Origin of the sequence: Anaeromyxobacter sp. PSR-1, from assembly GCF_000964525.1 — a bacterium.
Taxonomy (GTDB): Bacteria; Myxococcota; Myxococcia; order Myxococcales; family Anaeromyxobacteraceae; genus Anaeromyxobacter.
In genome coordinates this window covers 22248-40928 of the sequence record NZ_BAZG01000009.1, presented here as the reverse complement: position 1 = coordinate 40928, position 18681 = coordinate 22248, and the positions used below count along the sequence as shown (strand labels likewise).

Below are 18681 nucleotides of genomic sequence, written 5' to 3'. Positions count from 1 at the left end.
GACGGTCCTTGAATCTCGTTGCGACGCCTCGAGACGGGGCTGGCAGGAGCGCATGGCGCCGCAGGGGGAACACCATGGAAACCACGAGCGTCGCGGGCCGGCTGGCCCTGGCGTGCGGAGCGGTGCTGCTCGGAATCGGCGGAGGCGGCGTCGCGCGCGCGACCGAGTGCGGCGACACGGTCACCTCGAGCCTGAAGCTGGAGAAGGACCTGACCTGCGAGACGAGCGGCCTCGTCATCGGCGCCGATGACGTGACGATCGATCTCGCCGGCCACACCATCACCGGCGTCCCGGGGACGCCCGGCGACCCCGCGTGGTCGGGGGTGAAGACCGACCACCTGCTGACCCTGCGGAACGTCCGCGTGATGAACGGCACCATCGTCGGCTTCCGGTACGGCGTCGCGATCCGCCACGGCACGGCCGGAGCGGTGATCCAGAACCTCGCCTTCGCCGACCAGATCGACATGAGCGTGTTCGTGCGCGACAGCAGCGGCGTGCGGATCACCAACGTGAAGGTGACGGACTCGGGGCCCATCGCGATCCGGTACGGCACCGACGTCCGCATCTCGATGGCCGCGATCTCCCTCGCGAGCCGCAGCCCGGCGATCGTCGCCCGGGACAGCGCCGGCGTGTCGATCCGGACGCTGGCGGCGTCCGGCCCCGTCCCGGACTACTTCGGCGGCGTCGCACCGGAGAGCGGCATCCTCCTCGAGCGCGTGACGAACGCCGACGTGCAGGGCGTGTACGTCCGCGGCTTCAAGGACGGCGTGGGCTTCGCGTGCGGGAGCTGTGCCCCGGGCGACGTGCCGAACTCGGGGAGCGTGAGGGACAGCGTGTTCACCGACGACCAGGCCGGCGTCAACGTCGAGTACGCCGCGAACGTCACCGTCGCCGGCAACCACGTCACGCGCGCCGGGCGCTGGCACCCGGACTACTGGTTCGTCGGCGGCGGGATCACGGCCGCCTGGTGCACCGGCCTCGCGGTCGTGGACAACGCGGTGAGCGAGAGCATCCAGGGGCTCGGCTTCATCGACGTCACGGGCTCGAGGATCGAGGGGAACAAGGTCCTCGACAACGTGCTCTCCGGCATCGGGCTCAACATCCAGGTGGGCGGGTCGTTCGGGAACACCGTCGCGTCGAACATCGTGCTCGGGACGACCGCGGGCTACGACATCTGGGCCCTGAGCGGACCGAACACCTGGAAGGGCAACCTGTGCCGGACCGCGTACGGCGACGGCGTCTCCTGCGCGATCGTGGTTCCCTGAACGCCGGCACGCGGTCGCGCGACGGCGCCGGCGTCGCAGCTCGAAAATCGGGGCGTGCACCCGATCGCGCTGGAGAGGTCCCTCGGCCAGGACTCATCCTGGCGCGATGCGGGTGCACGCACCATGAACAAGGGCCGCCTCGAGGCGTTCAGCGACGGCGTCCTCGCGATCATCATCACCATCATGGTGCTCGAGCTGAAGGTGCCGCCCGGCGACACGCTCGAGGCGCTCGCCGCGATGCGCTCGACGTTCCTCGGCTACGTGCTGAGCTTCGTGTACGTCGGCATCTACTGGAACAACCACCACCACCTGCTGCACACCGTCCACGGCGTGACGGGCGGCATCATGTGGGCGAACCTCCACCTGCTGTTCTGGCTGTCGCTCATCCCCGCCGTCACCGCCTGGGCCGACCACTACCCGGCGTCGCCCTGGCCGACGGCCCTCTACGGCGTCGTCCTGCTCGCGTCGGCGCTGGCGTGGCTCGTCCTGCAGCGCGCCATCATCCGCGCCGGCGGCTCGCTCCGGCGGATGATCGGCGCGGACCTGAAGGGCAAGCTGTCGCCGATCCTCTACCTGACCGCGATCGCGCTCTCGTTCGTCCGCACCTGGGCCGCCGACGCCGTCTACGCGCTCGTCGCCGCGCTCTGGTTCATCCCCGACCGCCGGATCGAGCGGAGGTCCGGGGCGGGCGAGTGAGCGGCGGGCGGCGGCGGAACGACCTCCTCGCCGATCGCGCAACGAACGGCGGAGCGCCCGGGCGAACTGCCCGAACGGCGCGGCCTTTCACGCGGGCCGGGCGCGCGCGGCGGGGCTGCGCCCGGGGCGGGGCACGTAACGAACTCGCGACAGGCGCACACCGGAGCGCGGCTCGACGCCAAAGGAGAAGAACGCATGCACTCGAAGATCACACATGCAGCTGCGCTGGCCCTGTTCCTCGCCACCTCGCCTGCGCGGGCGGACGCCCCGCGCGCGGACGGCGGCGCCGTCTTCACGATGACCGACGATGCCACCGGCAACGCGGTGCTGGCGTTCGCCCGCGGGCAGGACGGCACGCTGACCGCCACCGGCGTGTATCCCACCGAGGGCGCCGGCTCGGGAGGCGGCGAGCCGGTCCTCGGCTCGCAGGGCGCCGTCACCCTCAGCTCGGATGGCCGGTTCCTCCTCGTCGTCAACGCCGGCTCGGACGACATCTCGTCGTTCCGGATCGACGGGGCCCGGCTGACGCTCGTCGGGCGGGCGCCGTCGGGGGGCACGTTCCCCGTGAGCGTGGCCGAGCACGGGGGGCTCGTCTACGCGCTGAACGCCGGCGGTGACGGCGACATCTCCGGGCTCCTGCTGGACGAGCACGGCGCCCTCACCCCGCTGGCCGACTCGACGCGACCCCTCGGCAGCACGGCGGCCGGCGCCGCCCAGGTCGCCTTCGACCGCTCGGGGAAGGTCCTGGCGGTCACGGAGAAGGCGGCGCAGGAGATCGTGCTGTATGCCGTCGACCGGCAGGGCCGCGCCTCCGCGCCGACCCCGGCGCCGTCGTCCGGCGCCGTGCCGTTCGGGTTCGCGTTCACGCTCGGCGACGTCCTGGTGGTGAGCGAGGCAGGCGGCGGGGTCTCCGGGACGAGCGCGGTGTCGTCGTACGCGGTGGATGGGGTCTCGGCGGAGGTGGTGAGCTCCTCCGTGCCCAACTTCCAGCGCGCGGCCTGCTGGCTGGTGATCACGAGGAACGGGCGGCACGCGTACGTGGCCAACGCCGGGAGCGGCGACATCTCCGCGTACCGGATCGATCGGCAGGGCGAGCTCACGCTTCCGCCGGGGGCGGAGACCGCGGCCACGCTGCCGGGCGGAAAGCCGCTCGACCTCGCCCTCGCCGGTGGCGACGCCTTCCTGTACGCGGTCGACGCCAGCGGCCACTCGATCGCGGGCTTCTCCGTGGGCGACGACGGCGCGCTGACGCCGTTCGCGTCGGGCGTCAGCGGCCTGCCTGCCTCGGCCGTCGGCCTCGCGGCGAAGTGAGCGAGCACGCCGGTCGCGGGCACCTCCCGGCTCGCCGGGGCGGTGCCCGCGACCTCGGCGGGAACCGGAGCGGCGTGAACCCGACCCTCCGAGCGCCTCACTCCGAGGGCGCCCCGAGGGCCCTGCGGAGCGTCTCGACGCTGGCGTCCACGAAGGCGCGCACGATCGGCGTCACGAAGCGGCCGGCCGGCGTGACCACCTGGACCGGGATGGGCGGGGGCTCGAACGCCGCCAGGATCCGGACGAGCGTCCCCGCGCGAACGTGCGCGTCCACCTGATACGAGAGCAGGCAGGTCGGGCCCAGGCCGGCGAGGGCGGCGTCCACGGCGGCCTCGGCCGTGTTCACCACCAGGCGCGTCGAGACCGGCGCGACGAGGCTCCGGCCATCCCGCGAGAACGTCCAGTGATCCGGCACCGGGGTCACCGGGAGGCAGGCGACGCAGGTGTGCCGCTCCAGCGCCCGAGGAGTCCGCGGCGCACCGTGGGCCCGGAGGTAGGCAGGGCTGACGTAGACCCCCCGCCGCACCTCGCCGGCGCGGGTGGCCCGCAAGGACGAGTCGGGGAGCCGGCCGAGGCGGACCGCGACGTCGAGCCCCTCGTCGACGAGCGAGACCACGCGATCGAGCAGGACGAGCTGGACCGTCGTCGCCGGGTGGGCGCGCAGGAACGCCTCGACGATGGGGAGGACGTGGAGGCGGCCGAACACGACCGGCGCGGTCACGCGCAGGCGCCCGCCGAGCTCGTGCGGCTCGGCCGCGCCGCCGCCGGCCCCTTCGAGCTCCTCGAACGCGACGAGCGCGCGGCGTGCCCGGTCGAGCGCCTGCGCTCCGAAGTCCGTGAGCGCGACCGAGCGCGTGGTCCGGTCGAGCAGCCGCGCCCGGAGGCGCTCCTCGAGGGCAGCCACCGCCCGCGTGACCGCGGCCGGTGAGCGGCCCAGCCGCCGCGCCGCTGCGGCGAAGCTCCGGGCCTCCGCGACGGCAGCGAACGTCGTCCACGCGTCGATGCGATCCAAGGTCGTTCCTCCGCATGCAATGGAGAACTGTCGCGCACTCCATTGTTGCGCGTGCCTCCGGTCGCAACACTTTGCACCCAACCCGCCGCCTCACGGCGGCACCACCGGAAGGAGCCGTCATGTCCCGCATTCCCCCCGTCGACCCCACCACCGCCGAGGGCAAGCCCCGCGAGCTGTTCGCGGGGATCCAGAAGGCCCTGGGCACCGTCCCGAACCTCTACCGCGTGATCGGGAGGTCGCCCGTCGCGCTCGAGGGGGCGCTCGCCCTCGCCGGCGCGCTCGCGCGGGGGCGGCTCCGCCCGCGCCTGCGCGAGCAGATCGCGCTGGCCGTCGCGCAGCAGAACGGCTGCGACTACTGCCTCTCCGCTCACACCGCGCTGGGCAAGGGCCTCCAGGTGTCGGACGCCGACCTGGCCCTGGCGCGCGAGGGGAGGGCCACCGATCCGCAGGACGACGCCGCGCTGCGCTTCGTCGTTCGCGTCGTCGAGCGGCGCGGGCGCGTCGACGACGAGGATCTCGAGGCGGTCCGGCGCGCCGGGTTCGACGACGGGCAGGTCGTCGAGCTCGTCGCCAACACCGTGCTGAACGTCTTCACGAACTACCTGAACCAGGTCGCCGACACGGAGATCGACTTCCCCGTCGTCCGCGCGGCCCCGGCGAAGGCGGCCTAGCCACACGGGGGCGCGGGTCCGGCGCGGTCGAGCGTGCCGGGCCCGTGCTCCCCGGGTCATGGGATGGCGCGCGTAACGATCTCACCCCGGCCACGCACTCGACCACGGCCGGCGAACGGCCGGTGACGACCTAACCCATTGAAGAGGGATTCCCGATGAAGAAGCTCCTGCTGGTCGCGCTCTGCAGCACGTCGCTCCTGTCCCTCGCTCGCGCGGAGGGCAGCGGCGGGATGGAAGGCGGCGCCGCGATGAAGACCGAGGGCGCCATGAAGCCGGGCGGGGCGCAGGCGCCCCGCGCCGGGAGGAAGGAGACGAAGAAGCAGGCGGTGGATCCGAAGGCGAAGCACGGCGGCATGGACCACGCGAAGCGCGACGGCATGGACCACGCGAAGCGCGACGGCATGGACAGCGCGAAGCACGGCGCGATGGAGCACGGCGCCGGCATGGGCCACGCCGACGGTCAGATGGGCGACGGGGCGAAGTGACCCGGGGAGGACGAGGTGCGCCAAGGGCACGAATGGTTCGGCGGCGTGTGACCCTCGAGGCCGGGAGCCTCCCGATGGGGCCCGCGCGTAACGGCGCCGCCGGCCGCGGACACTCCCGCGCGCGGGGCGGCCGTGGCGCCGCGAGTCGCGGGAGGTCCCGTTGAACGGCGCAGCGACGAGGGCGATCGACTCCCCGACCCCGGGGCTCCACGACGAGTGGGGGCTGGTCGCCGCGCTGCGACTCGGCGACGAGGCTGCCTTCCTGGCCCTCGTGAAGCGCTACCACGGCGCCATGGTCCGGATCGCGCGCATGTACCTGCGCTCCGACGCGACCGCCGAGGACGCGGTCCAGGAGGCGTGGCTCGGCGTCCTGAAGGGGATCGACGACTTCGAGGGCCGCGCCTCGGTGAAGAGCTGGATCTTCCGCATCACCGCGTACTGCGCGAAGGGCAGGAGCGTGCGCGAGGGCCGGTTCGTGCCGCTGTCGTCGCTCGAGGAGGACGGCGACGACGGACCGGCGGTGGCACCGGAGCGCTTCCAGCCGGAGGGTGCGCGCTACGCGAACAACTGGTCCCAGCCTCCCCAGCCGTGGGCGGACGAGCGGCTCGCGGCCGTCGAGACGGCCGCGCTCGCGAGGGCGGAGATCGAGCGGCTCCCGGTCCGGCAGCGGACGGTGATGACGCTCCGCGACGTGGAGGGGCTCGACTCCGACGAGGTCTGCGCGATCCTCGGCATCTCCGAGGGCAACCAGCGCGTGCTCCTGCACCGCGCGCGCTCGAAGGTCAGGGCCGCGCTCGAGCAGCACCTCGAGAAGGGGGGGCGCCCGTGAGGACTCCCGTGTCCGCGACCGAGCTGTCCTGCCGCGAGCTCGTGGAGCTGGCCTCCGACTACGTCGAGCGTCGGCTGCCGCTCGCCGAGCGCACGCGCTTCGAGATGCACCTCTGCTACTGCGCGCCGTGCAGGGTCTACCTGGACCAGATCCGCGCGACCATCGCGACCGCCGGCCGCCTGACCGAGGACGACCTGCCGGCAGGCTCGCGCGAGACGCTGCTCGCGGCGTTCCGCGAGTGGAAGAAGACGCCGTGAGCGTCACGGAGCCGGGAGAGGAGGGGAGGGGCGTGATCGCGTACAAGTTCCTGTCCCGCGGCGCCGTCGGCCCGTTCAGCGGGTTCCGGTGGCCGACCCCCGACGGCGGCGCGGCCGGCCCCTGGGTCGAGGCGCGGCCGGAGGACGGGATCCACGCCTGCCGGCCCGTGGACCTGCCCTACTGGATCGACGAGGAGCTCTGGGACGCGGAGCTCTCGGACGACGCGCGGGAGACGTCGCACCAGCTCGTGGCGTCGCGGGGCCGGCTGGTGAGGCGCGTCGAGGCGTGGCCCGAGATCGCGCGCGCGTTCGCCGCGCACTGCTCCGAGACCGTCCGCGCGCGGGTCGAGGCCGCGCTCGCCGCCGGCGGGGTCACGGCGGAGCGCGCGGCGTTGCTCCGCGGGTACTCCGGCGACGCGGAGGCGTTCGCGCGGGCAGGGAACGTCGCCGCGGCGGCCTTCGCTGCTGCGCGGGCGGCCGCGGTGCTGGCCGGCGACCCGGAGGGCTTCGCCGCCGAACGGAGCCGCCAGGCCGCCTGGCTCGAGCGCGCGCTCGCGTCCGCGCGCCTGCCCCGGGCCTGAGCGCCGGGGCCCGTCAGGCCTCGGCGCGTGCCCGGCCGCCGCTCGACGGGCGCGCGGCCGCGACCATGCCGACGGTGACCACCGCGACGCCGGCCAGCGCGGCGCCGCTCGGGTGCTCGGAGAGCAGCGGGATCGCGGCGAGCGTGGTGATGCAGGGGACGGCCGCGGCGAAGAGCGCCGTCGTGGCGGGCCCCAGCGCCGCGACCGCGCGCGTGTAGACGAAGATGGACGCCGCCCCGACCAGCGCGCCCTGCACGACCGCCTGCAGCAGGAGCTCCCGCGGGCCCACGACGAGGAGCGCCTTCCCGGGCCACGCCGCATAGGGCGGGAGGAAGGCGACCGACGAGAGCACCGCGACCGTCGCGGCCGCGGTCGCCGGAGGCAGGTCGACGCGACGGGCCATCACGCCGTAGGCGGACCAGGAGAGGGACGCGAGCAGGAGCAGGCCGTCTCCCGCGAGCTGGCCTGCGCTGGCGACCGCCAGGCTGTCGTACGCCATGAGCGCGATGCCAAGCCCGATGAGGACGAGCCCGGCCGCGCGCGGCCCGGCCCGCCGACGCTCCGCCGTGGCGCGCACGAGCGCGGAGGTGAACAGCGGCAGCGTGCCGTGCAGGAGCACCGCGCCATGCGCGGCGGGGGCCAGGGAGAAGCCGGCGTACGCGAGGAGCGCGAAGCCCAGCCCGCCGAGGAATGCCAGCGCCCCCGCGTCGCGCCAGGTCGCGCGGCGGCCGCCGCGGAGGAGCAACGGCAGGAGCAGGGTGCCGCCGATGCCGAACCGGAGGGCGGCGAGGTCCGGCAGCCGCAGGCTGGACGAGAGGCCCAGGCGCGAGGCGAGCGTGAAGCTCGAGAAGAGCAGGACCGAGAGCACGGCGCAGGCGACGCCGACGGCGCGGTCCCTCGCCGTGGCCTCCCGGGGCCGCGCGCCCCGCGGCGCCTCCATCGCGGACGGGTCGCGCATCGCGTCAGGCGTGCGACTTCAGGTACTTCACCAGGCCGAGCACGTCCTGCCACACGAGCCGCCCGATGGCGCCGGAGCTGTACACGGCCAGCAACACCGTGCCTCCGGGGCCGAGCACGAACCCGGCGGACTGCAGGTGCGGCGGCGCGTGGGTCGGGTGTGGATCGTAGTAGACGCCCAACCTCCCGGCGACCGCGTCGAGGGAGGCCCCGAAGGCGACCGGAAACTCGAGCCGGTGCTCCTTCACCATGGCCGAGGCCTGGTCACCGGCGTCGGTCGAGAGGCTGACCACGCCGATGCCCTCCTCGGCGAGCCTCGCCAGACCGGACTGGAAGGCCCTGAGCTGGGCGACGCAGAACGGACACCACGCGCCCCGGTTGACGAGCACCACGCCGTACGGGTGCGGAAGATCGGCCGGCAGCGTGAGCGATGTCCCGTCGGTCAGCGTGAGCTCGAGCGCCGGGAAAGGATCGCCTGCGTCGAGGAGGGGTGCGTTCGGCTTTCGTGCCACGGCGGTCTCCCGGGTGTGGTTCGTCTCCGGAGACAGTGGCCTCCATCCGGCGCGGCGTTACGTGGGGACCTTGTGCGGGCAGAGCGGCCCGCGGGTCACAGGCCCTGGCCGCCCGACGCCTCGATCCGCTGACCGTTGATCCACGCGCCCTCGGGCGAGAGCAGGAGCGCGACCGCGCCGCCGATGTCGTCGGGCAGGCCCACCCGGCCCAGCGCGGTCATGGAGGCGACCATCCGGTTCACCTCGGGATCGTCGCGGACCCTTCCGCCGCTGAAGTCGGTCGCGATCGCGCCGGGGGCGATCACGTTGGCGGTGATCCGCCGCGGGCCCAGCTCCTTCGCCAGGTAGCGCGTGAACACCTCCACCGCGGCCTTCATCGCGCCGTACGCGGCCGAGCCGGGGAAGGTCATGCGCGTCAGCCCGCTCGACACGTTGAGGATGCGCCCGCCGTCCGCGATGAGCGGCAGGAGCCGCTGCGAGAGCAGGAACGGCGCCTTGAGGTGGACGGCGTAGATCTCGTCGAGCTGCGCCTCGGTGGTCTCCGCGATGCTGGCGTGGAGTGCGATCCCGGCGTTGTTGACGAGGTAGTCGAGCTGCCGGGTCCCCCAGGTCCGCTCCAGCTCCGCCGCCACGCGCCCCGCGAAGGCGGCGAACGACCCGCTGTCGGCGACGTCGAGCGGGAGGGCGACCGCCGTTCGCCCGAGGGCGCGGATGCGCTCGCGGACCTCGCTCGCCTCGGTGGCCGCGGAGCGGTAGGTGAAGAGGACGTCGACCCCTCGCTCCGCGAGGTGCAACGCCATGCTCCGCCCGAGGCCGCGGCTGCCGCCGGTGATGAGCGCGATCGGGGTCTTCGAGGTTCCTGCCATGGTCCTTCCTCCTGCACCGTGGCTTGTCGTTCGGTGCGGGGGAACAGTAAAGGCCGGATGGGAGCGCGAGAAGCAGATCGGGACGTGACACACTGTCTCGTAAAGGCGAACATTGGCCCATGAACCTCGACGCGCTGCGGATGTTCGTGAAGGTGGCCGAGCTGGCGAGCTTCACGCGGGCGGCCGAGCACCTCGGCCTCTCGAAGGCGCGGGTGTCCGGCGGGGTGCGCGACCTGGAGGCCCTGCTCGGCACGCGGCTCCTGCAGCGGTCCACGCGCGCCGTGCGCCTCACCCCGAGCGGCGAGGAGCTGCTCGGCCGCGCGCGGCAGCTCGTCGCCGAGGCGGACGAGCTGGCCGCGATGTTCCAGGCGCCGAGCATGCTCCGGGGGCGCGTGCGCGTGGACATGCCCCAGAGCCTCGCGCGCTCGCTGTTCATCCCGAGGCTCCCCGAGCTGCTCGCCGCGCACCCGAACCTCGAGGTGCAGCTCAGCACGACCGACCGCCGCGTGGACGTCGTCCGCGAGGGCTTCGACTGCGTGCTGCGCGTCGGAAAGCTCGACGCCTCCGGGCTGCTCGCGCGCCGGCTCGGCGAGATGCCCATGATGAACTGCGCCAGCCCCGGATACCTGAGACGCTACGGCACCCCGCGGTCGCTGGAGGACCTCGACGGCCACCTGCTCGTGCACTACGCCTCGCGGTTCGGGGACGGCGCGCCGGGGTTCGAGTACCGGGACGGCGACGCCTATCGCGAGCGTCCGATGCGCGCCGTCGTGACGGTCAACAGCAGCGACTCGTTCCACGCCGCGTGCCTCGCCGGCCTGGGCATCATCCAGGCGCCGCGGGCAGGCCTGCTCCCGTCCGTCACCGCCGGCGACCTCGTCGAGATCCTGCCGCAGCACACGTGCGAGCCGCTCCCGGTGTCGCTCGTCCACCCGCACGGGCGCAACGCGCCGCGTCCGGTGCGGCTGGTGATGGGCTGGATCACCGAGCTCATCAAGGCGCAGCTGGGGTGACCGGGCGGTGGCGCTGCGCGACGAGGACGCGGCGGTATGGCGAGATCACTCGACCGGCGCCGCCGGCGCGGCTGGGGTCGCCGCGATCGACCGGGCCAGCCGCCGCTCGAGCTCCTCCACCGTGCGGTCGAACGCGGGGCGCTGCCGCTCGTCGAGCACCCCCCGCATCTCGGCCCACTGCCTCCGCCGCGCGGCCTCGAGCTGCGGGTACACGGTGCGCCGGATCGCGGCGAGCTCGCCCTGGTGGCGCTCGAGCACCGTGCGGAGCGCGTCGCGCTGCTCGCGGGAGAGGTCCAGCTCCCGGTTCAGGCGGAACAGGATCGCGCGGGTGCGGGCCTGCTCCGGCGGGCCCTCGAGCAGCCGGGCCACGGCGCGCTGGACCACCGCGCGCGAGAGCACCGCGCCGGTCACGCCGCCCGCGACGAACACGAGCGCCAGCACGAGCACCACCTGCCAGCGGGCGCGGGTCACGGCATCGCCTCCAGCACGTAGGCGGAGCGCGAGACCTGGTCCTCGAAGGTCCGCTCGGCGCGCCAGCCCAGCAACAGCATCGCCGCGGTGAGCGCCGCCGCGCCCAGCGCGAGCGGCCGGGCCCGGCCGGCGATGAGCATCCAGGCGGGCGGCTCGCGCAGCCGGGCCGCGACGGCGGCCTCCAGCCGCGCCACCAGCGCCGCGGGCGGCGCGAGCGCCTCGGTGGCGGCCCGCAGCCGGGCGAGGCGCGCGTCGTCGGTCTCGTGGTCAGCCATGCTTCCTCCTCTCGCGCAGGAACGCCCGCGCGCGCACCAGCCGCTGCTCCACCGCACCCTCCGAGCACCCGAGGAGGCTCGCGATCTCCGCGGCGCTGCGGCCCTCGAGCTCCTTCAGCACGAGCGCGACGCGCTGCTCGGGCGGGAGGTCCTCCAGCCACCCGGACAGCTCGCGCAGCGCGGCGCGCGCCTCGAGCGAGCTGCTCGGGTCCAGCACCTCGTCCACCGGCGCGCCCCGGGACTCCCGGGCGCTGCGCCGCCGGCGCGACCGCAGGACGTCCAGCGCCGCGTTCACCACGATGCGGTGGAGCCAGGTCTCGGTGGACGACCGTCCCTCGAACCCGCGTCCCGCGAGCTGGGTGCAGGCCCGCACGTAGCTCTCCTGCAAGACGTCCTCCGCCTCGGACGGATCGCCGGTGAGGCGCGCGGCGAGCCGGTAGAGCCGCGGCGCGGTCTCCCGGATGATCCGCTCGATGTCGGCCTCTCGATGGTCCGGCACGCCGCCCGCTCGCTCCGATCTCGTCGCGCTCTTCCCTTCGACGCCGCCGCCGGCCCGCACCCTACGGCGCCGCGAATCATGGTGGGACGCCGCGTAGGGCGCCACGGCGCGGCGGCGTCCGAAGGGGCATGACCCACACCGAACCGCTGTCCCTGCTCGCCCTCGCCGTCCTCGCGCTCTCCTCCCCCGCGCCGGCCGCCGCCTCCGACGCGGACCTCGTCGCCCGCGCCCGCGCCAGGGAGGCCGCCCAGCTCGCGGAGCTGGCGCGTTCGCCGGTGCAGGTCCAGGCCGAGGGGCGCGCCTCGGGCGGCCGGCGCTCCCGCGAGATCGCCTGGACCCGCGAGATCACCTACGCGCCCGACGGGACCGTGCAGGTTCGCCAGCTCTCCGGCTCGGGCGGCGGCGCGCGCGGCGGTCGCGGCGGCGGCGTCCAGCTCCTCGGGCCGCTCACGCTCGCGCCGTTCTCCTTGCCCGGCGCGCAGGTCGCGGTGCGCCCGTCGCCGGGGCCGGGCGGCAGCGCCCTCGTCGAGGTGAGGTCGCCCGCCGGCGGCGCCATCTCGGCCGTCGTGGTCGAGGTGGATCCGGCGACCGGCGCGAAGCGCGCGCTCGAGGTGGTGCCGGGTGGCGGGGAGGGCGGACGCGTGTCGGAGGCCCGGGCCCGGGTCACCTTCGACGCCGACGGCGCGATCGCGCGGCTCGAGTCGCACGCCGAGATCCAGGGCCGCCGCGGCTCGGGGACCGTCGAGGTGCACGGCCACCGCGTCGCCGCCCCGCAGCGCTGAGCCGCCCGCGTCCCCGAGGAGGAGCCATGATCGCCCCGCTCACCGCCGTCTCGTCCCTCGTCGCCGCCGCGACCGTGGTGGTCACCCACCCGCGCACGATCGTCGTGAGGCCTGCACCCCCGCCGCCGCGCGCCGTGGTCGTGGTGCCCGCGCGCCCCCCGCCGCCCCCGCCGCCGCCTCCCCCCATGTCGAGGCGCGAGGCCGTCGAGCGCGGCTACGGCTGGTGCGGCCGGAGCGGCTACGCGTGCGTCCTCGTGGAGGTGCATCCCCGCGCCGCCGTGTGGGACGTCCACTTCCGGGCCAGCCGCCCCGGCGCCACCGGGCCGCTCCGCGTCACGTTCGACCGGCAGACGCGTGCGCTCGTCGAGGCGGTCGAGCCGGGGCCGAGGGCGCCGCCGGCGCGCTGACGATCCCCACCGGCACCGACCGCGCCGCTGTCTTCGCGCGGAGTGCGATGCTACGCTGGGCACTTCAGCGACCCGTCAGAGGTCGCTTCACGCGAGACACCCCCTCCCCGCCGCGGTCGGCGTCGCGTCCGTTCTCCCCATGACCACACCGAAGCTCCCGCTCGCAACCCTCGCCGCGATGGCCCTCGTCGGCTGCGCGACGAATGCCTCTTCACGCTCCGCCCATCCGTCACCTCCCGACGACCCGGCGACCGCGAGCTTCGAGGCGGTGGTCGTGGGGACGATCCACCGGGCACACCTCACCGAGTCCGCCTATCCGCTCTCGCAGCTGGCCGGGCTCATCGAGACCTATCGCCCCGACCTCATCCTCGTCGAGATTCGCCCCGAGCCCTTCGCGCTCGGACACCTCGAGGACGGGCCGTTCGAGATGACCTACGTGACCTGGCTCGGCCATAGCAAGGGCATCGCGGTCAGCCCCATCGACTGGTTCCGGGACGAGGACCTCGGCGTCGACGCCGATCCCGAGCCCGAACCTGCCGACCGGCACGCGTACGAGGAGGAGACGGCCGCGCTCGACGCGCGCATGGACCGCCCGCTCACCTTCGCCGAGGTCCACTCGCCTCGCCAGGATGCGGCGGTCCTGTCCATGCTGAACGTCCGCGCGCGCTACCTCGCGGGCAATCCCGGCTGGAACCGGCGCCAGGCGTGGCTCCACCAGCAGGCGCTGGAGGCCATCCGCCGGCGCGGCGCGCACAGGGTGCTCGCGTTCGTCGGGGCGTTCCACCGACCGGAGCTCGAGGCCTTCCTCGCAGCCGAGGGCGGGTCCGTCCGCAGCCCGCGCTCCATCCCGTTCGCCGCGACCGCGCGCACGCCCGCGCCGCCGCAGGTCGTCCAGCTCTGGCGCGAGGGCGCCGCGCGGCTGAGGGCGCAGGCGGCCAAGGCCCCGGCGAAGCGCGCCGAGGCGCTCACGAGCAAGGCGAGGTACTTCGAGGTCGCGGCGGATCGGGCAGGGCAGTGCTGCGTCGACCCGGCGGCGTTCGACGCGCCATCGTCCTAGTCGCTCGCGCTCGCGCTCATCGCCTCGCGGAGCTCCGGCAGGTTGGCGCGGATGAAGCGCAGCGTGCGCGTCTGGCGCGGGTCGATGCGGCCGCCCGGCGTGAAGATCACCCAGTCGCTGAGCAGCTCCAGCGGGTGGACGGCGCGGTCCCCCTCCTTCAGCCCCGCGATGTGGAACGGCGCGTTGACGAGGGTGGCGTCCACGGCGCCCGCCTGGAAGCCGTGCACCTGGAACCACAGGTGCTCGCGACCGTCCTCCCCCCCGCCGTCCACGCGCAGCCCGAGCTTCACCAGCGCCGGGAAGTCGAACTCGGCGAGCTCCTCCACGGCGCCGCGGAGGACGTCGAGCGTCTCCCGGGCGCGCCGCGCCATGAGCTCGGTGGCGGAGATCGAGTAGTGGATGAGGACCTCCTCCGGCACCGGGGCCTGGAGGAAGCGCGACGGGCGCGGCGCACCGCGGCCGACGAGGCGCGCGAGCCAGCCGCCGCTCGCGGCATCGCAGACGACCACGTGGCCGTCGAGGTGCTCGTCGTCCACGCAGGCGCGGTAGTCGGCGTGGTCGCGGCCCGCGCCCGCGAGGAACGTGCGCGCCGGCACCGCCAGGACCAGCTCCCGATCCACGAGCGGCATCGGCTCCCCGCCCGGCGCGAGCCGCCCCTCGACGACGCCGAAGGCGAGCGCGCGGAGCAGGTCGTGCGCGTGGCCGTGCACCGCGGGATCCGGAGCGAGCACGTCGAAGTCCCGGAAGCCGATCTCCTTCAGGCCGTGGCTGTGGAGCCAGAACACCGGCCGGTCGCCGTCGCCGGAGGCCGGCGCGTCCGGGTCGTACAGGAGGTGCAGCGTGTGGATCGCGTCGATGTCGAGGTCCGCGTCGTGCGCGAGCTCGTCGTCGAGGGCGTCCCGAGACCAGAACGCCTGGGCCTGGTGATCGACCGCGGCCACCCCCTCACGTCCCATCACCGCGCGCAGGAAGCGCAGCAGGTCCTTGCGGTCGGCGAGGACGTTGCCGGAGCGCGAGCCGGTGCTGACCGCCACGGCGTACCGGCAGGATTTCACCGCCTCCTTCTCCGCGCCCGTCAGCCGCCCGTCCATGTCGGCGAGGCTGCCCGGGGGGAGCGGCGGGTCCGGCATCACCACCAGCGTCGCCTCTCCCCAGCCGTCGTGCTCGAGCGCCGCGGTCCAGCCGCCGTCGGCGCCGCGCGTCACCGCTCCGAGCCGCACGCCGTGCTCGCCGACCGAGGCGAAGTCTTCGGGCCGCGCCGCCCACTTCCCGCGGAACAGCACCGAACCGGCCTGGGCGACGGCGGGCTTCCGATTCCACCAGCTCATGCGATCACCTCCCCGGCGGAGGATACACGGAGGGCGAAACCGGTGACGACGACGGACGATGAACGAAGGCGCATGAGGTCGGCGCGAGGAGGACAGCCGACCACACCGTCGTCGAGACCTGCGCTCAACGTCCGGCCAGCCTCGATGCCGCGGGAGCCGCAAGGACCGAGGTCCTTCACCCGCTGGGGCGCGGGCGGGACGAAGTCGGCGCGGCCGGGGTCGAACGCGTTGCCGCCGATCCAGTCGCACGCGTAGGATCCACGCAACGCGCCGGCGGGGACCATGCTGACCGACATCGACATCGAAGGGTTCCGGTCGGTGCGGGCGGTGGAACTTCGCCTCGCCCCCGTCACCGTCGTGCTCGGCGCGAACGGGACGGGCAAGACGAACCTCTACCAGGCGCTCCGTCTACTCCAGGCCGCGGCTTCAGGAACGCTCGCACGTACGGTCGCGGACTCGGGCGGGATGCCGTCCGTCCTCTGGGCGGGCGCACGGAGGAAAGGAGCCATCCGCCTGCGGGTGGCCGCGACGATCGACGAGTTCACGTACGAGCTGGCCCTCGGCCTCCCGACGCCATCGGAGGCGGTGTTTCCCACCGATCCCTTCGTGAAGGAGGAGCGGATACGCTTCGACGGTGCGCTCCTGCTCGATCGGGCGAAGGCGTCAGCAAAGCTTCGGGACGCCGACGGTCGTCCCGTGACGCGTGCCTTCGACCTCTGGGCATCGGAATCAGCGCTCGCGCGGCTGTCCGAGCCGCAGCGGTATCCGGCGCTCTTTGCCATCAGGGAAGCGCTTCTGGCGTGGCGGTTCTATCACCAGTTCCGCACCGACGAAGGCTCGCCCATCCGGCAGTCGCAGGTGGCGGTGAGCACACCGGTCCTGGCGCATGACGGGCGTGATCTCGCCGCGTCGCTTCGAACGATCCAGGAGATCGGGGACGAAAGGGCGCTCGCGGCCGCCGTGGACCGCTTGATGCCGAGCGCCCGCCTCGACGTCGCGGACGGCACGATCGTTCGCGTCGAGACGCCGGGCCTGCGCAGGCCGCTGGACGCCCGCGAGCTGTCGGACGGCACGCTCCGGTACCTCTGCCTGGCGGCTGCCCTGCTGTCACCGCGGCCACCACCTCTCCTCGCCCTGAACGAGCCCGAGACGAGCCTTCACGAGAGCGTCCTCCCCGCACTCGCAGACCTGATGTCTGCCATGCCTCGGACGACGCAGCTCTGGGTCACGACGCACGCGAGGTCGCTTGCGGACGCGCTTGCATCTCGCGGCGCGAAGGTCGTCGAGCTGCAGAAGGTGGACGGAGAAACGAGAGTCGTCGGCGCGCAGCTTGTGGAACCGGACGAGGGCGACGAATCGGAACCATGAGCCCTGGCAGCTCGAGCGGCTCCTTCCCTGGGCTCATGGCCTCTCCGAGGTGAACCGGCTGCGGTTCGGGCTGGACCGGCTCGCGCCGGGCCCCTCGATTCCGCCTGCCCTGAGCCTGCCGAAGGGCTCGGGGTGAGCGGGCGGGGGCGGCGGGCGTGGGAGGGCGGGCGTGGTGCGCGCTCGGAGGCAGGTTCCCCCACGAAGGCGGAACCTCGGATCGCGACGCCGAAAAAGACGAAGGCCGGGACCCTTGCTCAGGATCCCGGCCTCGTGGAGTGGCGGGGTGTAGGGGACTCGAACCCCTGGCCTCCGGCGTGACAGCCAGTGAAACCACGCTGGGTGGAGGTGTCGGGATTCGCAAGGTGGCGGAAACACTGGCAGCGGACCCGGCGAGGAGTCCAGCGGGTCGCCGGCTTTCGCAGGCGTTCTCCGGCCACTTGGCATCCAGGGAGCGGGGCGCGGCGGCGGGGCTGGAGCGGCTGCTGACGGTGCGGGGGTCGCGGGCGTGCTCGGGGTGGCGACGTCGACGGTGTACCAACTGTGTGCAGCCGGGAAGCTCCGGCACCGCCGCGTCTCGAACGCCATCAGATGTGCGCCGACCGATGTAGCCGCCTTCGCTCGCGAAAGAATCGCGGGAAACGGATGTGAACGCGTGTCGACGAACGGTGAACTACTGTAAGCAGGACCCGCCGTTGCCCTTCATCGCTGCGGAACCGTCCGCCTTCCCGTTCCCTCGCGTTCCACGTGGTCCCGCCCCCGATCCGGCGTTCGGAGCGGCGGCGGGGCACATGTGGCGCACATGGAGGCGGCTCCCAGTCGGTCATCTCGCCCGTTCCACGCTGTGCGCGCCTTGGCGGCCGCGATGCCGCGAACCCGTTCCCATGGCTCGCCACTTCAGCCAAGATTCTACGGCCATGGCGACGGACTTCTTCGAGTGGGATGAGCTGTCCAGGGCGGCCGACGATGCTCTGCGCCCCGAGCGAATGTTTGAGGGCTCCCGCGACTTTCTCCGCGGTTGGGAGGTGCTCTGGGCGATTCACCAGTCCATTGCAGCGAAGGGAAGTGGGGAGCAGACCCCAATCAGCGCATGCGCCATGTGCGCGAGCATGGCGCTCGAACTCGCTTTGAAGAGCCTGATCACGCTTGAACAGAAGGAGCCCGTAGCGAGCCACAGCTTCGCGAGGCTCTTCAGACAGGTTTCAGGGCGGTTGCGCGAAGAGGTCGCGTCGCAGGTGCGCTTCGATGGCGCTTCGACATCCGTAAACGCAGTCACCAGTTGTCTGAAGTCGTGCGAGGGAACGCTTGATAAGTGGCGGTACAGGCATGAGCATCGCGACATCGACTTCAACCAGGGTCATATGATGTCCGTGACCCTGGCTCTCCATGAAGTCGTGTCGCGGCGACTCGTGGAGTGGCGCAAGCGGTCGCACCCGATCCAGACGCAAAGGGCGTCATTCACTGAGGAACGGGCGCGTGCATTGGTGGCGCGCGCCCTCGAGCGACTGCACCACGAGGAGAGCGACCTTGCAGACGACGTTAACGAGCGAACCTGGTCGCACCGCTTTGCCGTACACTTAGAACGGGAGGTGCGAAGGATGGATGTGCGTCTTCTACCGGAAGGCATCACTCGCGGAAACCTAAGCGTCGACTGCGAATACAACCGGCGAGGGGACGATCCGAAGAGGCTTCACGAGCTAGCAGCGCGGGTGAAGGCCGAAGCGGACGGACTCGATTCCGTCGCCGACATGGATGCGCTTACCGTTTATCCGGACGTCATCGTGCACCGCCGCGGCAAGCTCGGACCCAACCTGATCGCCATCGAAGTTAAGCGTGCCAACGCGCGTCGTGAAGCGATCGAGTGGGATATGGAGAAGCTCACGACATACAAGAGCGAACTGGGATACATTCACGCGTTCCTAGTCGTATTTGGCAGGAGAAGACCGAGGATCGTCGCCGCACGCGCGAGCCCAATGCCCTAATAGATGCTGCATCGTTGTCGCTTAGCAGCTGCGACCGGCGCACCGTTCTGTCGCGCGTCC

24 protein-coding genes are annotated in these 18681 nt (G+C 73.1%); 15 read left to right on the top strand and 9 right to left on the bottom strand.

Translation table 11 applies throughout. The annotated features are described in order from the left end of the window. Positions 1–74 precede the first annotated feature (74 nt). The 3 genes from PSR1_RS03065 to PSR1_RS03055 all read left to right on the top strand — a co-directional run bounded on the left by PSR1_RS03065 (position 75) and on the right by PSR1_RS03055 (position 3272). Entirely contained in the window at positions 75–1265 is a 1191-nt protein-coding gene (locus tag PSR1_RS03065; RefSeq protein WP_059436171.1) for a right-handed parallel beta-helix repeat-containing protein, read from the top strand. Between the two features lie 123 nt (positions 1266–1388). Further along, the gene (locus PSR1_RS03060) at positions 1389–1961 is read left to right on the top strand and encodes a TMEM175 family protein (protein ID WP_059436170.1); all 573 of its coding nucleotides are present in this window, start codon (positions 1389–1391) and stop codon (positions 1959–1961) included. A gap of 195 nt (positions 1962–2156) precedes the next feature. Continuing rightward, positions 2157–3272, top strand: a complete 1116-nt coding sequence (locus PSR1_RS03055; RefSeq protein WP_059436169.1) for a beta-propeller fold lactonase family protein — start codon at positions 2157–2159, stop codon at positions 3270–3272. A gap of 97 nt (positions 3273–3369) precedes the next feature. Here PSR1_RS03055 and PSR1_RS03050 read toward each other — a convergent pair whose 3' ends face one another. Continuing rightward, the gene (locus tag PSR1_RS03050) at positions 3370–4284 is read right to left on the bottom strand and encodes a LysR substrate-binding domain-containing protein (RefSeq protein ID WP_059436168.1); all 915 of its coding nucleotides are present in this window, start codon (positions 4282–4284) and stop codon (positions 3370–3372) included. A gap of 119 nt (positions 4285–4403) precedes the next feature. Here PSR1_RS03050 and PSR1_RS03045 point away from each other — a divergent pair, with 119 nt between their 5' ends. The 5 genes from PSR1_RS03045 to PSR1_RS03025 all read left to right on the top strand — a co-directional run bounded on the left by PSR1_RS03045 (position 4404) and on the right by PSR1_RS03025 (position 7107). Continuing rightward, positions 4404–4955: a carboxymuconolactone decarboxylase family protein gene (locus tag PSR1_RS03045; protein ID WP_059436167.1), complete on the top strand. Its 552-nt coding sequence runs from the start codon at positions 4404–4406 to the stop codon at positions 4953–4955. 155 nt (positions 4956–5110) lie between these two features. Further along, positions 5111–5440: a hypothetical protein gene (locus PSR1_RS03040; RefSeq protein ID WP_059436166.1), complete on the top strand. Its 330-nt coding sequence runs from the start codon at positions 5111–5113 to the stop codon at positions 5438–5440. A 160-nt stretch (positions 5441–5600) separates the two neighbouring features. Continuing rightward, positions 5601–6269 (top strand): RNA polymerase sigma factor, encoded by a 669-nt coding sequence (locus tag PSR1_RS03035; protein ID WP_237757798.1) that lies wholly within the window; start codon positions 5601–5603, stop codon positions 6267–6269. Between the two features lie 8 nt (positions 6270–6277). Next, positions 6278–6526, top strand: coding sequence for an anti-sigma factor (locus PSR1_RS03030; protein WP_059436165.1), 249 nt, complete (start codon positions 6278–6280; stop codon positions 6524–6526). Continuing rightward, positions 6523–7107, top strand: a complete 585-nt coding sequence (locus PSR1_RS03025) for a hypothetical protein (RefSeq protein ID WP_152643286.1) — start codon at positions 6523–6525, stop codon at positions 7105–7107. Before PSR1_RS03030 ends, PSR1_RS03025 begins: the two co-directional genes overlap by 4 nt. 13 nt (positions 7108–7120) lie before the next feature. Here PSR1_RS03025 and PSR1_RS03020 read toward each other — a convergent pair whose 3' ends face one another. The 3 genes from PSR1_RS03020 to PSR1_RS03010 all read right to left on the bottom strand — a co-directional run bounded on the left by PSR1_RS03020 (position 7121) and on the right by PSR1_RS03010 (position 9442). After that, positions 7121–8065, bottom strand: a complete 945-nt coding sequence (locus PSR1_RS03020) for a DMT family transporter (protein ID WP_059436163.1) — start codon at positions 8063–8065, stop codon at positions 7121–7123. Between the two features lie 4 nt (positions 8066–8069). Further along, positions 8070–8576, bottom strand: coding sequence for a redoxin domain-containing protein (locus PSR1_RS03015; protein WP_059436162.1), 507 nt, complete (start codon positions 8574–8576; stop codon positions 8070–8072). Positions 8577–8671: 95 nt separating this feature from the next. Continuing rightward, positions 8672–9442, bottom strand: a complete 771-nt coding sequence (locus PSR1_RS03010) for an SDR family NAD(P)-dependent oxidoreductase (RefSeq protein ID WP_059436161.1) — start codon at positions 9440–9442, stop codon at positions 8672–8674. A gap of 119 nt (positions 9443–9561) precedes the next feature. Between PSR1_RS03010 and PSR1_RS03005 the strand changes: the two genes are divergently transcribed. Further along, complete coding sequence (locus tag PSR1_RS03005; protein ID WP_059436160.1) at positions 9562–10455, top strand: LysR family transcriptional regulator; 894 nt, start codon at positions 9562–9564, stop codon at positions 10453–10455. 45 nt (positions 10456–10500) lie between these two features. On the opposite strand, the gene PSR1_RS03000 is transcribed toward PSR1_RS03005, so the two are convergent. Genes PSR1_RS03000 through PSR1_RS02990 form a run of 3 tightly spaced genes read right to left on the bottom strand, consistent with a single transcriptional unit; the run spans position 10501 to position 11700 of the window. Beyond that, on the bottom strand, positions 10501–10926 hold the full coding sequence (locus PSR1_RS03000; protein ID WP_059436159.1) for a hypothetical protein: 426 nt from the start codon (positions 10924–10926) through the stop codon (positions 10501–10503). Next, entirely contained in the window at positions 10923–11201 is a 279-nt protein-coding gene (locus tag PSR1_RS02995) for a hypothetical protein (RefSeq protein WP_059436158.1), read from the bottom strand. The genes PSR1_RS03000 and PSR1_RS02995 overlap by 4 nt, the downstream gene beginning before the upstream one ends. Continuing rightward, positions 11194–11700 carry an RNA polymerase sigma factor gene (locus tag PSR1_RS02990; protein ID WP_059436157.1) on the bottom strand — a complete coding sequence of 169 codons (507 nt, stop codon included), beginning with the start codon at positions 11698–11700 and terminating at the stop codon, positions 11194–11196. Before PSR1_RS02990 ends, PSR1_RS02995 begins: the two co-directional genes overlap by 8 nt. A gap of 128 nt (positions 11701–11828) precedes the next feature. Here PSR1_RS02990 and PSR1_RS02985 point away from each other — a divergent pair, with 128 nt between their 5' ends. The 3 genes from PSR1_RS02985 to PSR1_RS02975 all read left to right on the top strand — a co-directional run bounded on the left by PSR1_RS02985 (position 11829) and on the right by PSR1_RS02975 (position 13946). Continuing rightward, a complete protein-coding gene (locus PSR1_RS02985) occupies positions 11829–12482 on the top strand; it encodes a hypothetical protein (RefSeq protein ID WP_059436156.1) in 654 nt (217 codons plus the stop codon). A gap of 26 nt (positions 12483–12508) precedes the next feature. Beyond that, a complete protein-coding gene (locus PSR1_RS02980; RefSeq protein ID WP_059436155.1) occupies positions 12509–12889 on the top strand; it encodes a hypothetical protein in 381 nt (126 codons plus the stop codon). A 139-nt stretch (positions 12890–13028) separates the two neighbouring features. Continuing rightward, entirely contained in the window at positions 13029–13946 is a 918-nt protein-coding gene (locus tag PSR1_RS02975; RefSeq protein WP_152643285.1) for a hypothetical protein, read from the top strand. Here PSR1_RS02975 and PSR1_RS02970 read toward each other — a convergent pair. Then, a complete protein-coding gene (locus tag PSR1_RS02970) occupies positions 13943–15274 on the bottom strand; it encodes a DUF2314 domain-containing protein (RefSeq protein WP_059436153.1) in 1332 nt (443 codons plus the stop codon). The two genes, PSR1_RS02975 and PSR1_RS02970, sit on opposite strands and share 4 nt — an antisense overlap. After that, positions 15271–15570, bottom strand: coding sequence for a hypothetical protein (locus PSR1_RS02965; RefSeq protein WP_059436152.1), 300 nt, complete (start codon positions 15568–15570; stop codon positions 15271–15273). Before PSR1_RS02965 ends, PSR1_RS02970 begins: the two co-directional genes overlap by 4 nt. Here PSR1_RS02965 and PSR1_RS02960 point away from each other — a divergent pair. The 3 genes from PSR1_RS02960 to PSR1_RS24160 all read left to right on the top strand — a co-directional run bounded on the left by PSR1_RS02960 (position 15557) and on the right by PSR1_RS24160 (position 18621). After that, a complete protein-coding gene (locus PSR1_RS02960; protein ID WP_059436151.1) occupies positions 15557–16642 on the top strand; it encodes an AAA family ATPase in 1086 nt (361 codons plus the stop codon). The two genes, PSR1_RS02965 and PSR1_RS02960, sit on opposite strands and share 14 nt — an antisense overlap. A gap of 505 nt (positions 16643–17147) precedes the next feature. Next, a complete protein-coding gene (locus tag PSR1_RS24950) occupies positions 17148–17321 on the top strand; it encodes a helix-turn-helix domain-containing protein (RefSeq protein WP_370539081.1) in 174 nt (57 codons plus the stop codon). A gap of 235 nt (positions 17322–17556) precedes the next feature. After that, positions 17557–18621: a hypothetical protein gene (locus PSR1_RS24160; protein ID WP_059436150.1), complete on the top strand. Its 1065-nt coding sequence runs from the start codon at positions 17557–17559 to the stop codon at positions 18619–18621. Positions 18622–18681: the final 60 nt, after the last annotated feature.

Coding starts and splice junctions, on each gene's coding strand:
- PSR1_RS02970 (WP_059436153.1), bottom strand. CDS start 15,274: ATGAGCTGGTGGAATCGGAAGCCCGCCGTCGCCCAGGCCGGTTCGGTG.
- PSR1_RS03005 (WP_059436160.1), top strand. CDS start 9,562: ATGAACCTCGACGCGCTGCGGATGTTCGTGAAGGTGGCCGAGCTGGCG.
- PSR1_RS03060 (WP_059436170.1), top strand. CDS start 1,389: ATGAACAAGGGCCGCCTCGAGGCGTTCAGCGACGGCGTCCTCGCGATC.
- PSR1_RS02975 (WP_152643285.1), top strand. CDS start 13,029: ATGACCACACCGAAGCTCCCGCTCGCAACCCTCGCCGCGATGGCCCTC.
- PSR1_RS02965 (WP_059436152.1), bottom strand. CDS start 15,570: ATGTCGGTCAGCATGGTCCCCGCCGGCGCGTTGCGTGGATCCTACGCG.
- PSR1_RS03045 (WP_059436167.1), top strand. CDS start 4,404: ATGTCCCGCATTCCCCCCGTCGACCCCACCACCGCCGAGGGCAAGCCC.
- PSR1_RS02985 (WP_059436156.1), top strand. CDS start 11,829: ATGACCCACACCGAACCGCTGTCCCTGCTCGCCCTCGCCGTCCTCGCG.
- PSR1_RS03055 (WP_059436169.1), top strand. CDS start 2,157: ATGCACTCGAAGATCACACATGCAGCTGCGCTGGCCCTGTTCCTCGCC.
- PSR1_RS03040 (WP_059436166.1), top strand. CDS start 5,111: ATGAAGAAGCTCCTGCTGGTCGCGCTCTGCAGCACGTCGCTCCTGTCC.
- PSR1_RS02980 (WP_059436155.1), top strand. CDS start 12,509: ATGATCGCCCCGCTCACCGCCGTCTCGTCCCTCGTCGCCGCCGCGACC.
- PSR1_RS03020 (WP_059436163.1), bottom strand. CDS start 8,065: ATGCGCGACCCGTCCGCGATGGAGGCGCCGCGGGGCGCGCGGCCCCGG.
- PSR1_RS02960 (WP_059436151.1), top strand. CDS start 15,557: ATGCTGACCGACATCGACATCGAAGGGTTCCGGTCGGTGCGGGCGGTG.
- PSR1_RS03065 (WP_059436171.1), top strand. CDS start 75: ATGGAAACCACGAGCGTCGCGGGCCGGCTGGCCCTGGCGTGCGGAGCG.
- PSR1_RS24160 (WP_059436150.1), top strand. CDS start 17,557: ATGGCGACGGACTTCTTCGAGTGGGATGAGCTGTCCAGGGCGGCCGAC.
- PSR1_RS03010 (WP_059436161.1), bottom strand. CDS start 9,442: ATGGCAGGAACCTCGAAGACCCCGATCGCGCTCATCACCGGCGGCAGC.
- PSR1_RS02995 (WP_059436158.1), bottom strand. CDS start 11,201: ATGGCTGACCACGAGACCGACGACGCGCGCCTCGCCCGGCTGCGGGCC.